Source organism: Hydrogenophaga sp., assembly GCF_025699295.1.
In the GTDB taxonomy this organism is placed as follows: Bacteria; Pseudomonadota; Gammaproteobacteria; order Burkholderiales; family Burkholderiaceae_C; genus Hydrogenophaga.
On the sequence record NZ_JAILWB010000020.1, the window covers coordinates 23,425 to 37,506 of the forward strand.

A 14,082-nucleotide genomic window follows, 5' to 3' on the forward strand; every position below is an offset into this window, starting at 1 on the left:
TGTGTTCAGCTGCCGCGAGTGATCGGCATTTCAACATCTGTCTTGATCGCCATGTGCCTGGCCAGCTCCAGCTTGGCGATGGATTGGCGATGCACTTCATCCGGGCCATCGGCCAGCCGCAGCGTGCGTTGACCGGCATAGGCGTAGGCCAGCGGGAAGTCGTCGCTCACGCCACCACCGCCATGGGCCTGGATGGCCATGTCGATGATGTCGCAGGCCATGTTGGGTGCCACTACCTTGATCATCGCGATCTCGGCCTTGGCCACCTTGTTGCCCACCGTGTCCATCATGTAGGCCGCCTTGAGCGTGAGCAGGCGCGCCATCTCGATGCGGCAGCGCGCGTCGGCGATGCGCTCGTGCCAGACCGACTGCGCCGAGACCGGTTTGCCGAAGGCGACGCGACTGTTCAGGCGCTTGCACATGAGTTCGAGCGCGCGCTCGGCCGCGCCGATGGAGCGCATGCAGTGGTGGATGCGACCCGGGCCGAGGCGGCCTTGCGCGATCTCGAAGCCACGGCCTTCGCCCAGCAGGATGTTGCCCACCGGCACACGCACGTTCTTGAGCACCACTTCCATGTGACCGTGCGGCGCGTCGTCGTAGCCGAACACCGAAAGCGGGCGCACCACGGTAATGCCTGGCGCGTTGGCGGGCACCACGATCATGCTCTGCTGCGAATGGCGCGCTGCGTCGGGGTTGGTCTTGCCCATGACGATGTAGACGGCGCAACGTGGATCGCCCGCGCCGGACGACCACCACTTGCGGCCGTTGATGACGTAGTGGTCGCCATCGCGCTCGATGCGGCACTGGATGTTGGTCGCATCCGACGACGCCACCTCGGGCTCGGTCATCAGGAAGGCCGAGCGAATCTCGCCGCGCAGCAGCGGTTCGAGCCACTGGTCCTTCAGCTCTTCACTGGCGTAGCGCTCCAGGGTCTCCATGTTGCCGGTGTCGGGTGCCGAGCAGTTGAAGACTTCGGCCGCGAACGGCACGCGGCCCATGATCTCGCACAGGGGTGCGTACTCCAGGTTGGACAGGCCCTGAGGGGCGCGCGGGCTGCGCGGCAGGAACAGATTCCACAGGCCGGCCTTGAGCGCCTTGGGCTTGAGCTCCTCGATGATTGTCGTGGGAATCCAGGGGTTTCCCTTGGCGCGATTGGCCGCGATCTCGGCATAGAAGCGCGCCTCGTTCGGGTAGATGTGTTCGTCCATGAACGCCAGCAGTTGCTCGCGCATGTCCTTGACCTTGTCGGTGTAGTCGAAGTTCATCGTGTCTCCAGTGGGGTGATGCGGTGGGAATGCGTTTCAGCCGGCGCTGGCGAAACGCCAGGCCATTTCGGCCATGGGCCGGGCGCCGGCGGCGGACTTCACGGCCTGATCGCTCGATGCGGTGCCAGCTTCCACCCGCTTGGCAATGCCTTGCAGGATGGCGGCGAGGCGGAACATGTTGTAGGCGAGGTAGAAGTTCCAGTCGGCCTTGAGCTGTGCGGGCTCGGCCAGGCCGGTGCGCTGGCAGTACAGCGCGATGTACTCGTCTTCCGTGGGGATGCCCAGCGCCTTGACGTCGAGCCCGCCGATACCGCGGAACATGCCTGGCGGGATGTGCCAGGACATGCAGTGGTAGCTGAAGTCGGCCAGGGGGTGGCCCAGCGTCGAAAGCTCCCAGTCCAGCACGGCCAGCACGCGCGACTCGACCGGATGGAACATCAGGTTGTCGAGGCGGAAGTCGCCGTGCACCACGGAGAGCATGGATTCGTCGCGCGCCATGGCCGGGATGTTCCGTGGCAGCCATTCCATGAGCTGGTCCATCTCGGCAATGGGCTGGGTGATGGACGCCTGGTACTGCTTGCTCCAGCGGCCGATCTGGCGCTCGAAGTAGTTGCCGGGCTTGCCGTAGCCGTCCAGGCCGATGGCCAGTGGCTTGACGGTGTGCAGCGCGGCCATGACGCGGTTCATTTCGTCGTAGATGGCCCCGCGCTGCGCGCGGTCCATGCCGGGAAGCGACTGGTCCCACAGCACGCGGCCATCCACGCATTCCATCACGTAGAAGGCTCGGCCGATCACCGATTCGTCCTCGCACAGCACATGCATCTGCGCCACCGGCACGCCGCTGCCTTGCAGCGCACTCATCACGCGGAACTCGCGCTCGATGGCGTGCGCTGACGGCAGCAGCCTGGCCACTGGTCCGGGTTTGGCGCGCATTACATAGGCGCGTTGTGGCGTGATCAGCTTGTAGGTCGGATTGGATTGTCCGCCCTTGAACATCTCCACCGTGAGCGGGCCGGCAAAGCCCGGCAGGCGGGGCGCAAGCCAGCGTTCGAGCGCAGGAATGTCGAAAGCGTGTTGCTCGGCGACGGGGCGGGTGCCGACAAAGGTCTGTGTATCGCTCATGCAGAAGGGCTCGAGGCCTTTTGGGGTTGATGGGCCGGCACCTTCTGCAGTGATCGGGTGGACGTCAGGACTCGGATTCGGCGATGCGCATGAGCATCTCGCGGTTGCGCACGACCAGACCACCCTGTTCGATGCGGATCGCGTTCTCGCGCTCCATCGACTTGAGTTCCTGGTTCACGCGCTGCCGGGATGCCCCGAGCAGTTGCGCCAGCTCTTCCTGTGCCAGCTGCAGGCCGATGCGCATCTCGCTGCCATCCGACAGGCAGGGCACGCCATAGCTGCGCACCAGGTGAAGCAACTGTTTGGCCAGGCGCGCGCGCAGCGGCAGGGTGTTGAGATCCTCCACCAGGCCGAACAGCGTGCGGATGCGCCGGGCCTGCAGGCGCATCAGCGCTTCGTACAGCTCGACGTGCGAGGCCAGAATCTTCTGGAAGTCGCTGCGCGCCACGCACAGCAGCGTGGTCGGTCCATGCGCATAGGCGTCGTGCGTGCGCTGGTCGCCGTCGAACATTGCCACGTCGCCGAACCACACACCCGGTTCCACGTAGGTCAGCGTGATCTGCTTGCCCGAGAGCGATGTGGAGCTCACGCGCACCGCGCCCCGGGCCACGGCCGACCATTCGTTGGGCGGATCGCCGCGCGCGACGATCAGGTCGCCGTCCTTGAATCGCTTGACGTGGGCGCATCGGAGTATGTCGTGACGCAGGGAGGGTGAAAGGCTGTTGAACCAGCGACCACTGTTGATCGCCTCGCGTTCTTCCATTGTCAGAATCGGTTCGTCCATGGGCTGTCTTTTGAGTGACTGGAAAGTGATTCATTGTCGCCACTGGGACGTGGCGGGCGGCTCAGGGTATGCGCGCAGGCACGTTGCCGTTGTGCGCCGGCATGCCGACTCAGCGGTAGCTGGCAGGCCGCTTTTCCAGGAAGGCGGTGATGCCTTCACCCGCGTTGGGGTGGTGCAGGTTGCGCACGAAGTGATCGCGTTCGGCGCCGAGCTGAGCATGCAACGGAACGACGGGCGCGTCGTTGGCGAGTTCCTTGATGCTGGCGAGCGCGTTGGGCGCGCGTGCATTGAGGCGGTCGCACAACGCCTGCGCATCGGCGAGTGCGTCACCCGGCGCACACACCTGGCTGACCACGCCGAGCTGCCACAGACGCTCGGCGCTCGCGCGGTCACCACACAGCAGCAACTGGAGTGCCGTGGCACGTGGCATGGCGCGCATCAGGCTCCAGGTGGCACCGCCGTCGGGCGACAGTCCCACGCTGCTGTAGGACATGGCGAACACGCTGTTCTGGGCGGCCAGGATCAGGTCGCAGGCCAGCGCGAGCGAGAAGCCGGCACCGGCGCAGGCGCCTTCCACCGCTGCCACCACCGGTTTGGGGAAGGCGCGAATGGTCTCGATCCAGTTGTGCAGGCCCTCGATGCTCTGGGCCTGCACCTCGGGTGGCTGTTGCCGGTTGGCCATCAGTCGTTGCAGATTGCCACCGGCGCAGAAATGCGCACCTTCGCCCGTGACGATCACACTGCGCACCTCGGGATTGTTCTCGGCCACGTTGAGTGCCTCCACCCCTGCGGCATACATGTCGGGGCCGAGCGCGTTGCGGTGCTCGGGGTTGCTGATGGTCAGCACCATGGTCTGCCCATGGCTGTGGCTCTTGAGGCTGGCGGTCATTCGGGATGCGTCCGGAGGGGGAGGGGTCAGGCTTCTTCGTGCGTCAGGCTCAGGCCCAGCGCGCCTCGGCGGCGCAGCCAGGGGGAGGGGCGGTAGCGCGGATCGCCGTACACCGTCTGCAGATTGAACAGGATCTCCAGCACATTGGTGGGCCCGATGCGGTCGCCCATGGCCAGCGGGCCCATGGGATAGCCCAGGCCGAGCGTGACCGCGACGTCGAGGTCGGCCGGCGAGCAGATGCCCTGCTGGCACATGTCGGTGGCGATGTTGACGATGGTGGCCACGACACGCTGCGTGACGAAACCGCCGCTGTCCCGCACCACGCTGACTGCCTTGCCGTCGCTGGCGAAGAGCGCGTGTGCGGCGTCGCGCATGTCGGAACGGGTCGCGGGGTTGGTCGCCAGCACACGGCGTTTCGTCGAAGCGTCTTCCAGCATCATGTCGATGCCCACCGTACGCGAAGCGTCCAGCCGCTCGACCGCAGCCAGGGTGGTCACGTCCAGGCCCAGAGGCGCCACCAGGATCAGCGCGTCGGCCGATGGTGCTGCGGCGGTGTCGATGCGCGCGCCCAGGTCCTTGAGCAACTGGTAGAGCTCGGCACGGCGCGCAGCCTTGGGCGAGACCCATACGGGCGGGGGCTCCGCCACCGTGGGCACGACCGGTTCGGCGGGCACCTGTGCGGCTCCCTTGTCATAGGCGTAGAAGCCTTCACCGACCTTCTTGCCCACCACGCCGCCAGCCAGGCGCTGCGCGGTGATCACGCTCGGGCGGTAGCGCGGTTCCTCGAAGTACTGGTGGTAGATCGACTCCATCACCGGGTGCGATACATCCAGCGCGGTCAGGTCCATCAGCTCGAAGGGGCCGAGCTTGAAACCCATCTGGTCCTTGAGGATGCGGTCGATGGTGGCAAAGTCGGCCACGCGCTCGCCGACCACGCGCAGTGCTTCGGTGCCGTAGCCGCGGCCCGCATGGTTCACGATGAAGCCGGGCGTGTCCTGCGCAGAGACCGGCGTGTGGCCGAACTGGCGCGTGTAGTCGGTCAGGCGCTGGCACACCTCGGCGCGGGTCTTGAGGCCGGCGATGACCTCCACCACCTTCATCAGGGGCACCGGGTTGAAGAAATGGTAGCCGGCGAGTTGGCCCGGGCGCTTGAGGGCCGCACCGATGGACGTGACCGACAGCGACGAGGTGTTGGTGGCGAGCACGGCTTCGGGCTGGACGATGCCCTCCAGGTCGGCGAACAGGCGTTGCTTGACGTCGAGTCGTTCCACCACGGCCTCGACCACCAGGTCGCACGGCGCCAGATCGGTCAATGCCGTGGCCAGATGCAGGCGTGCGAGGCAGTCGTCCATGCGGCTCGCTTCCATGCGGTTCTTGCCCACCAGCGTCTGCCAGGTGGACTGGAGGGCGGCACGCGCCGCTTCGGCGGCACCGGGCTGCACATCGAACAGCCAGACCTCGCTGCCGGCCTGGGCTGCCATCTGGGCAATGCCGCGGCCCATGGCACCAGTTCCGACAATGCCTGCACGGAGGAATATGGGTTGCATAAGTGTGTTGTATTTGGAATGAGGGCGTCTGGAGCTATGACAAAATGATCGGACGAAAGAACGAAGGACATCCAAAGTGCGCCAGACATGGACAGGCTGTATTTTGCTATCAACTGCGCTGAGCAGTTCGGCGGCCACCTTGGGGAGGCACAGTGGAGCGGCCATCATTGGCCAACCGCTCGATGTCCGCGTACAGGTCCTGCTCGCACCGGGTGAGGACCTGGCGAACCAGTGTCTCAATGCAGACGTCTACTACGGCGACGCGCAGGTCTCACGCGCCGTGGTGCGCAGCACACCCCAGAAGACCGCGCCGGATGCCGAAGCCTCGGTGCGCATCCAGGCCGCGTTGCCTGTCAACGAGCCCATTGTCACGCTCTACGTGCGTGCGGGCTGCGACACCGCGTTCACCCGGCGGTTCGTCCTGCTCGCTGATCCGCTGAACGAGCCTCTGTCGTCGCCTGGCGGCCGTGCGCCTGCTCCCCCAATGGCGGTAGCGCCCTTGCTGCCGGTGGTGCCTGTGCCATCCCCCCCCGCAGTCGGCGATGGCTCATCCGGTCGTGCCCGCGCAGGTGCTGCGGCCACGACAGAGGCTGCAGCAGCAGGCGGCAAGGCCGTGACACCAGCGGCAGGCAGTCCGTCCCCCCGTGTTGATCGGCCGGTCCGTGATCGCGGCGCGGCGCCGGCACAAGCGAGTGAATCCCGACCGGCTGCCATCGTGCGCCGCGCGCCGGCGCCGAGACCGGCGCCCGTTGCGACCCCACGCCTCCAGTTGGACCCACTGGACCTGAGCCCTGGCGTCGAACGCGATCCGGTGCTCAGGCTGTCGCCGTCGCTGCTGAGCGAGCCCGGCACGTCGGAGGATGCGCGAGCCGCTGCGGGAAGGCTCTGGAGGGCGGTGAATGCATCGCCCGAGGACATTCTGCGCGACGCAGGCAAGGTCGCCGAACTGGAGGCCGAGACCACCCGCTTGCGCGAAGCACAGGCCCAGGCCCTGGCACGGATCACCGAGCTCGATGTCCAGGTGAATCAGGCGCGGGATCAGCGCTACCGCAACTGGCTCGTCTACCTGCTTGGTGGGCTGTTCCTGCTCGCGCTCCTGGCGCTGCTTCTGCTGTGGCGCCGCCGCCCGCTGGTTCAGGGTTCGCCGGCCTGGTGGTCATCCGAACCCGGCGACCGGAGTTCTCTCGATGCCCCTGCCGTGGCGGACGCCCGCAAGGGTCCCGGCAGCGGCGTTGCTCCGCTGGGCAACAGCGTGCGCAGCATGGATGTCGACCTGAGCCTCGATCTCGATCAGGACTCGTCTCTGGACAGCATGCCAGCCCAGATCGACGAGGAAGCGCGATCGAGCCGCAAGTCCCCGGAGACGGCTGCCCCGCTGCAGGCGCGCGACCGGCGGGATTTCTCTCCCAGCGCCCTGGGGGTGTCGCGCTCGGTTGCGGCCGAGGAACTGTTCGACGTGCAGCAGCAGGCCGACTTTTTCGTGTCCCTGGGCGAGGACGAGCAAGCCATTCAGGTCCTGCGCAGCCACCTCGCAGAGAGCCATGAACCCAGTCCGCTGGCCTATCTGGACCTGTTCAAGCTGTACCACCGGTTGGATCGCCGCGAAGACTACGACGCCTTGCGCGATGAGTTCAATCACGTCTTCAACGCCGGTGCGCCGCCGTTCAATCAGTATGCGGATGCAGGGCGCGGTCTTGATGCCTACGAGACCGCGTTCAGCCGCATCCAGTCTCTGTGGCCGCAGCCAAAGGTGCTGGACCTGATTGAAGAATCGATCTTCCGCGACGCCAACGACGATCAGGTCGAGGTCTTCGATCTGGAGGCCTACCGCGAACTGCTGCTGCTGCACGCCATTGCCAAGGAACTGATTCACCGCGACGAGGCGCCCGGTGCCTCGCATTCCGAATTCCGGCAGACGAGCATGCAGCCCCTCAAGGCCGATGGTCGGGTGAGGGGCCGCGCAGCCATGGCGGCTGGTGGCGTCGATGCAGCAGTGCGCAACACAGAGCCCATGGCGCTCGATGGCCTTGCTACTCCCTCCGCACACATGGGGTTGGACATCAACCTGAACGATCTCTCGGAGTTTTCCGCCTTCGAGGCCTCGTTGCCCGAAACCACGCCGCCGGTTGAACCCGCGGTTCGGCCACAAACGCAGGCCGGTGAGGCGGCGAGCAACCTGATCGATTTCGAGGTGCTGGATTTCATGCCGCCAGACGATGACCCTCCGGCCAAACCCGGCGGCCGCGGTTGATGGCAATCAGGTTTTGGCGGTTTCAGCGCCGGACTTGCAGGGCTCCGGGATTGACGATATGGGTGGGCGTGCCCTTGATGAAATTGACCACGTTGTCAAAGGCCGACGAGAAATACATCTCGTAGCTGTCTTGTTCGACGTAGCCAATATGGGGTGTGCAGATGCAGTTTTCCAGCCGCAGCAGTGCGTGGCCCTGCAGGATGGGCTCCGACTCGAACACGTCGATCGCCGCCATGCCCGGTCGACCGCGGTTCAGGGCGGTGATCAGGGCCTCCGGCTGGATGAGTTCGGCGCGCGAGGTGTTCACCAGCAAGGCGGTGGTCTTCATGCAGGCCAGATCTTCCGGCGTTACACATCCCGCGCTGCGCTCGCTCAGGCGCAGGTGAAGGGAGAGTACGTCGGCGGATTCGAACAGGGCAGCCTTGCTGGGCGCAACATCGAATCCATCGGCCGCGGCCCGTGATCGGCTTTCTTCGCCGCCCCAGACCATGACCCGCATGCCGAATGCGCGCCCATAGCCGGCGACCATCTGGCCGATGCGGCCGTAGCTCCAGACCCCCAGGGTCTTGCCACTCAGCACCATGCCCAGTCCGAAGTTGGCGGGCATGGCGGCCGCTTTCAATCCGGCCTGTTGCCATGCACCGTGTTTGAGGTTGGAGACGTATTGCGGGATGCGCCGCATCGCTGCAAGGATCAAACCCCAGGTGAGTTCAGCGGTGGACACCGGCGAACCCATGCCCTCCGCGACCGCGATGCCACGTTCGGTGCAAGCAGCCACATCCAGATGGCTGCCTACGCGCCCGGTCTGGGCGATCAGTTTGAGCCGGGGCAACTTCTCGATGAGCTGGCGAGTCACGACAGTGCGTTCCCGGATTAGCACAAGCACGTCGGCATCGCGCAGGCGCACGGACAACTGGCCCACGCCCTTGACTGTATTGGTGAAGACCTTGGCCGGATAGGGTTCCAGTTTTTCGGCACAGCGCAGCTTGCGCACGGCGTCCTGATAGTCATCAAGGATCACGATATTCATGAGCCCTATTGTGCCTTCACGCGGTGTCGCCACGCCCCGGGGGTGCGTGAAAGGGTTGCCTGTGCAGACGCTCCGATCACGGCATGGGCGCCGATCGGTGCGTCAGTTCATGTCGGTGACCAGGCGGGCATCAGGCTGCGCGCGAGGCCAGCTGATGTTCCTGGTCGGCCAGGCGGTCGAGTTCTGCGCACACGTCGTTGATGCGGCCCGAAATCACCAGCCTGACACCGCCCTGCTGCGCGACCGCTCGCCCCGTCTGGCGCAACACGCGCACGCGGCACGAAGGGTTTGTGGGGGAGGGCATTGTCAATCGCTCTTGCGGCGCTTGCGCCGGAGCTCGGCGTCCGAGCCAGCCAGCGCGCGCAAAGCGTTGCACGACCGCCCGAGTACCCAGGGATCCATTGGCGGCTGGGGTCTTGCGCAAGGCGGGCGCGGGCAGCCAGCAATCGATCAGTTGCAAGGGGGAACGCCAGGTGTTGGTGTTGAAAAGTATTCCCATGTGAAACTCCGGAAATGGGGTTGGACACAGGCAGGATTTCAGACAATCGCCTTCGCAGGGATGTGTCCACGGGTGCGACGTGCCCACCCGCAGACCAAACGCCCGCCACCTGCTGAGGCGACAACGACCGGATCGGTCAGAGCTGGAAACTGTTGCGGATCAGGCCCACGGCGAGGCCTTCGATTTCGAATGGCTCGCCCGGTTCGACCACGATGGTCTTGTAGTCGGGGTTTTCGGCGTGCAATTCGATCAGATGCTGGCGTCGCATGAAGCGCTTGACGGTGACGTCATCGCCCAGGCGGGCCACCACGATCTGGCCGTTCTTCGCCTCCTTGGTGGCCTGCACTGCAAGCAGGTCGCCGTCCATGATGCCGATGTCGCGCATCGACATGCCCCGCACCTTGAGCAGGTAGTCGGGCGTGCGCTGGAACAGGCTGCGCTCGACCTGGTAGGTCTGGTCCACGTGTTCCTGCGCGAGGATGGGCGAGCCTGCCGCCACGCGGCCGATCAGGGGCAGCACCAACTGGGACAGGCTGGCGAGCGGGAGTGTAAGCTGGCGCCCGCGTGAATCGTTGATGGATTGCAGGTCTTCACTGCGCAGGCGGATGCCGCGCGATGTGCCGCTGACGAGCTCGATGACACCCTTGCGCGCGAGCGCCTGCAGGTGCTCTTCGGCGGCATTGGCCGACTTGAAGCCCAGTTCGCTGGCGATCTCCGCCCGTGTCGGGGGCGCGCCGGTGCGGGCAATGGCGGTCTGGATGAGTTCCAGTATCTGCTGTTGCCGGGCGGTCAGCTTCGGTGCGGTGTGGGGCATGTCGAGCATGGAGACCTCATTGAAGACGGGAGTGCCGGGGGTGAAGCGCCGTGTGGATGAGCAACAAATGCCTGTTTGCCCATCCAGTGGCTGTATTTTTAACCAGTTTTCAAGGATTGGCAAGTGGTGGACACAAACCAGGCCCGGCGGCTCGTGATCATGGGCACCGGGGGGACGATCGCGGGGCGCGCGGCCCAGGTGGCTGACAACGTCGGCTACGTGGCGGCCCAGGTGGGGGTGGCCGATCTGGTGGCAGCGATACCCGCGCTGGCCGGACCGGGCCTCGAGGTGGAACAAGTGGCGCAGGTCGACAGCAAGGACATGGGCCTGGCGGTGTGGCAGGCACTCACGCGGCGACTGGTGTTTCATCTGGAGCGGCCTGAGGTGGCTGCCGTCGTTGTGACCCATGGCACCGACACGCTGGAGGAAACTGCCTTTGTCTTGCAGCGGGTGCTGCAGCCCGCCAAGCCGGTGGTGCTGACCTGCGCCATGCGACCCGCTTCGGCACTGGTTCCCGATGGCCCCCAGAACCTGAGTGATGCGGTGGCGGTCGCCCGCCAGACACGCGAAGGCGGGGTGTTTGTTGTCTGCGCGGGGCAGGTGCATGGCGCGCTGGAGGTGGCCAAGGTGCATACGTACCGGCTCGATGCCTTTGATTCGGGTGAAGCGGGTCCGATCGCTTGCGTGGAGGAGGGTTGGGTGCGACGCTTTCGGGTTGAAACCCCGGCGTCTGGCGGAGTGGCCCGGGACGAACCGATGCTGTCGCGCTTTCTCGCCGCGCCGGATCTGCCCCGGGTGGAGCTGGTGACCAGCCATGCCGACGCAGGTGGCGATCTGGTGCGTGCACTTGTCGCGCAGGAGGATTCGGGGGCCTCGCGTCCGCTGCGTGGCATCGTTGTGGCGGGCACGGGCAATGGATCGGTGCATGAGGCTTTGATTGCGGCGTTGAACGAGGCGCAGGCGCGGGGCGTGCAGGTGGTGCTGTCCAGCCGCTGCGCGCAGGGGCGCGTGGTGCCACACGAGGGCTTGGCGTTCGATCATTCGGCCGGGCTCGCACCCGTCAAGGCCCGACTGGCGCTGGCGCTGGAACTGCTGGGGCGCTGACGCACATGTTCGCCGCGCTCGGCGCGCACCCCTGGGCCTATCCGATGCTGGAGGTGGTCCATCTGTTCGGGGTGGCCTTGTTGCTGGGCAATCTCACGCTGCTGGAGTTGCGGGTGTTCGGCTGGGGCAAGGCTTTGCCGCTGGTACCCCTGGCCAGGTTGAGCCTGGGGCTCGTCGCGGTGGGTTTCGGGCTGGCGGTGGCATCGGGCCTGTTGATGTTCGGCACCCAGGCCGGGGAACTGCTGGCCAATCGCGTATTCACAGCCAAGGTGGCGTTGATCATGCTGGCCGGGTGCAACGCCGGCTGGTTTCACGCCCGCCGTTCGCTGCAGCGGCAGGACAGCACGGCGCGCGTCCTGATGCTGCTGTCGTCGGTGCTGTGGCTGCTGGTGCTGACCTGCGGCCGGTGGATTGGCTACGTGTGAAGGAGATGACCATGCAGCGACGCGATTTGATCCAGGCGGGAGCGGGGCTCGGTCTGGTGGGGTGGATTCCTGTGACGAGGGCCCACCACGGCTGGAGCAGCTTCGACCAGGACCGGCCGATCTACCTGGAGGGCCGCGCGGTGGAAGTGAAATGGCGCAATCCCCACGTGGAGCTGGTACTGGAGTTGCCCGAGACCTTGCAGTTGCCAGCCGATCTGGCTCGGCGCCCCCTGCCGGCGCAGACAGCCGCTGTCGATGGCCCGGCCCTGCTGGCGAAGGCCGTGTTGCCATCACGCCGTGATCGCCGCTGGGAAATCGAACTCGCACCCCTCTTTCGCCTGGGTCAGTGGCAGATGCCGGAGATCCGCGCTGGCGCGGCGCTGTCCGTGGTGGGATTCACCTTCAAGGATGAAAAGGGCGATGCCATCCTGCGAGCCGAGTACGTATTTCTCGATGGCAAGACCTACGGCCTGCGCTCCGGCCCGGCCTGAGGCTGGCGAGGGACAAAAAAACCCGGCACTTGGCCGGGTGGTTCGCGAGCGCCGGGCGGCTTATCTCGACAATGCCTCGAAGGCCCGCGTGGTGATGTCCTCGACCGAACCCATGCCGCTGATGGCTCGGTACTTCGGGGCTGCTGCCGGCTCGTTGCGCGCCCAGCTGCTGTAGTAGTCCACCAGAGGTCGGGTCTGCGCACTGTAGACCTCAAGCCGCTTGGCCACGGTCTCTTCCTTGTCGTCCTCGCGCTGGATGAGTGGTTCACCGGTCACGTCGTCCTTGCCGGCCACCTTGGGCGGGTTGAACTTGACGTGATACGTGCGGCCCGAGGCAGGGTGCGAGCGGCGACCGCTCATGCGCTCGATGATGGCGTCGAACGGCACGTCGATCTCCAGCACGTAGTCCAGTTTCACGCCAGCGGTCTTCATCGCATCGGCCTGCGGGATGGTGCGCGGGAAGCCGTCGAACAGAAAACCGTTGGCGCAATCGGCTTGCGCGATGCGTTCCTTGACCAGGTTGATGATGAGATCGTCACTGACCAGACCACCAGACTCCATCACCGATTTCGCCTGCAGACCCAGGGGTGTGCCCGCTTTCACCGCGGCGCGCAGCATGTCGCCGGTGGAAATCTGCGGGATGCCGTATTTCTGGCAAATGAACGTGGCTTGCGTTCCTTTGCCGGCACCCGGGGCGCCCAACAGAATCAGTCTCATCACTATCCTTCAATCAGAGTTTCAATGGCGTGGCCGCGTGTCTCGCGCGGCGGCCCCTGGGCGTGGGAACCGGGGCGATCGGGCGAGGATAGCACGGGCACCCAGCGCCCCGACTTACACCGATGACCTTCCGCCGAAGGCCTGGCGCAGAGGGAAATCAGCCCCGGGTGAACAGGTCACGCACGCGTTGCAGGTCTTGCGGTGTGTCGACACCAGGCCCCGGCGCGTGGGCGCTCAGATGCACCGCGATGCGCTGCCCATGCCACAGTACGCGCAGCTGTTCGAGCGATTCCGTGCGCTCCAGTGGCGCCACGTCGAGGCCAGGGAACCGGCGCAGGAAGCCGGCCCGGTAGGCATAGATGCCCACGTGGCGCAAGGGCGCGGGCGAGGGCAGGGTCATGTCGCGCACGTTGTCCATGCCGTCGCGCCACCAGGCAATCGGGGCGCGGCTGAAGTACAGCGCCGTACCGGCGCGGTCAAGCACCACCTTGACCACATTGGGGTTGAGGAAGTCGGCCACGCTGTCGATGGCGTGGGCGGCAGTGCTCATCATGCAGTCACTTCGACGGTGGAGCTCGCCCGCCACTGCGTCGATCAGCGCTGGTTCGATCAAGGGTTCGTCGCCTTGCACGTTCACCACCACCGCGTCATCGGGGAGGTCGAGCAGGGAGCTGGCCTCGGCCAGTCGGTCGCTGCCGGAGGCATGGTCGGTGCGGGTGAGAAGAGCCTGCACGCTGTGTGCGCGGCAGGCTTCCACGATGCGCGGGTCGTCGGCCGCCACCACGCATTGGCTTGCGCTGCTTTGCATTGCGCGCTGCGCCACGCGCACGACCATGGGCAGGCCGGCAATGTCCGCCAGGGGCTTGTCGGGCAGGCGGGACGACGCGAGCCGCGCCGGAATGAGAACGGTGAAGCCGGAGGACGGGCGAAGTGTGCTCATGCCAGCGGCGTAGGAGCCGAAGGCCGCGCCGCTTCCTCGTCGCTCAGGGTGCGGGCCTCGTGTTCGAGCAGGATGGGAATGCCATCTCTCACCGGATAGGCCAGCCGCGCGCTGCGGGAGAGCAGTTCCTGCTTCTCGCGATCGAAGATCAGGGGGCCCTTGGTGACCGGGCAGACCAGCAATTCCAGCAGTTTGGTGTCCATG

Annotated in this window: 15 protein-coding genes; 4 read left to right on the plus strand and 11 right to left on the minus strand. The window is 65.9% G+C overall.

What is annotated here, in order from left to right; all coding sequences use genetic code 11:
- Positions 1 to 5: 5 nt before the first annotated feature.
- The 5 genes from K5880_RS19035 to K5880_RS19055 form a co-directional block, all read right to left on the minus strand.
- Positions 6 to 1,265 (minus strand): acyl-CoA dehydrogenase family protein, encoded by a 1,260-nt coding sequence (locus K5880_RS19035; RefSeq protein ID WP_297656050.1) that lies wholly within the window; start codon positions 1,263 to 1,265, stop codon positions 6 to 8.
- 36 nt (positions 1,266 to 1,301) lie between these two features.
- Positions 1,302 to 2,387 (minus strand): phosphotransferase, encoded by a 1,086-nt coding sequence (locus K5880_RS19040; protein ID WP_297656053.1) that lies wholly within the window; start codon positions 2,385 to 2,387, stop codon positions 1,302 to 1,304.
- A 64-nt stretch (positions 2,388 to 2,451) separates the two neighbouring features.
- Positions 2,452 to 3,171 carry a Crp/Fnr family transcriptional regulator gene (locus K5880_RS19045; RefSeq protein ID WP_297656056.1) on the minus strand — a complete coding sequence of 240 codons (720 nt, stop codon included), beginning with the start codon at positions 3,169 to 3,171 and terminating at the stop codon, positions 2,452 to 2,454.
- Positions 3,172 to 3,280: 109 nt separating this feature from the next.
- Positions 3,281 to 4,060 (minus strand): oxepin-CoA hydrolase, alternative type, encoded by a 780-nt coding sequence (locus K5880_RS19050; RefSeq protein WP_297656059.1) that lies wholly within the window; start codon positions 4,058 to 4,060, stop codon positions 3,281 to 3,283.
- 26 nt (positions 4,061 to 4,086) lie between these two features.
- On the minus strand, positions 4,087 to 5,607 hold the full coding sequence (locus tag K5880_RS19055; protein WP_297656062.1) for a 3-hydroxyacyl-CoA dehydrogenase: 1,521 nt from the start codon (positions 5,605 to 5,607) through the stop codon (positions 4,087 to 4,089).
- Between the two features lie 76 nt (positions 5,608 to 5,683).
- On the opposite strand from K5880_RS19055, the gene K5880_RS19060 reads away from it, so the two are divergent.
- Positions 5,684 to 7,858, plus strand: a complete 2,175-nt coding sequence (locus K5880_RS19060; protein ID WP_297656064.1) for a hypothetical protein — start codon at positions 5,684 to 5,686, stop codon at positions 7,856 to 7,858.
- Between the two features lie 22 nt (positions 7,859 to 7,880).
- Here K5880_RS19060 and K5880_RS19065 read toward each other — a convergent pair whose 3' ends face one another.
- The 3 genes from K5880_RS19065 to lexA all read right to left on the minus strand — a co-directional run bounded on the left by K5880_RS19065 (position 7,881) and on the right by lexA (position 10,210).
- A complete protein-coding gene (locus tag K5880_RS19065) occupies positions 7,881 to 8,888 on the minus strand; it encodes a D-2-hydroxyacid dehydrogenase family protein (protein WP_297656223.1) in 1,008 nt (335 codons plus the stop codon).
- A gap of 130 nt (positions 8,889 to 9,018) precedes the next feature.
- Complete coding sequence (locus K5880_RS19070; RefSeq protein ID WP_297656067.1) at positions 9,019 to 9,192, minus strand: hypothetical protein; 174 nt, start codon at positions 9,190 to 9,192, stop codon at positions 9,019 to 9,021.
- 331 nt (positions 9,193 to 9,523) lie between these two features.
- Entirely contained in the window at positions 9,524 to 10,210 is a 687-nt protein-coding gene (gene lexA / locus K5880_RS19075; protein ID WP_297656070.1) for a transcriptional repressor LexA, read from the minus strand.
- Between the two features lie 117 nt (positions 10,211 to 10,327).
- Here lexA and K5880_RS19080 point away from each other — a divergent pair, with 117 nt between their 5' ends.
- From K5880_RS19080 to K5880_RS19090, 3 genes are read left to right on the plus strand one after another with little or no spacing between them, the layout of a single operon-like run.
- Complete coding sequence (locus K5880_RS19080; RefSeq protein ID WP_366883254.1) at positions 10,328 to 11,305, plus strand: asparaginase; 978 nt, start codon at positions 10,328 to 10,330, stop codon at positions 11,303 to 11,305.
- Between the two features lie 5 nt (positions 11,306 to 11,310).
- The gene (locus tag K5880_RS19085) at positions 11,311 to 11,730 is read left to right on the plus strand and encodes a hypothetical protein (RefSeq protein ID WP_297656076.1); all 420 of its coding nucleotides are present in this window, start codon (positions 11,311 to 11,313) and stop codon (positions 11,728 to 11,730) included.
- 5 nt (positions 11,731 to 11,735) lie between these two features.
- The gene (locus tag K5880_RS19090) at positions 11,736 to 12,221 is read left to right on the plus strand and encodes a DUF6152 family protein (RefSeq protein WP_297656079.1); all 486 of its coding nucleotides are present in this window, start codon (positions 11,736 to 11,738) and stop codon (positions 12,219 to 12,221) included.
- A gap of 60 nt (positions 12,222 to 12,281) precedes the next feature.
- On the opposite strand, the gene adk is transcribed toward K5880_RS19090, so the two are convergent.
- From adk to K5880_RS19105, 3 genes are all read right to left on the minus strand, one after another.
- Entirely contained in the window at positions 12,282 to 12,938 is a 657-nt protein-coding gene (gene adk / locus K5880_RS19095; RefSeq protein ID WP_297656081.1) for an adenylate kinase, read from the minus strand.
- A 157-nt stretch (positions 12,939 to 13,095) separates the two neighbouring features.
- Positions 13,096 to 13,878 (minus strand): 3-deoxy-manno-octulosonate cytidylyltransferase, encoded by a 783-nt coding sequence (gene kdsB / locus K5880_RS19100; protein WP_297656085.1) that lies wholly within the window; start codon positions 13,876 to 13,878, stop codon positions 13,096 to 13,098.
- Complete coding sequence (locus K5880_RS19105; protein WP_297656088.1) at positions 13,875 to 14,081, minus strand: Trm112 family protein; 207 nt, start codon at positions 14,079 to 14,081, stop codon at positions 13,875 to 13,877. Before K5880_RS19105 ends, kdsB begins: the two co-directional genes overlap by 4 nt.
- Between the last annotated feature and the right edge of the window lies 1 nt (position 14,082).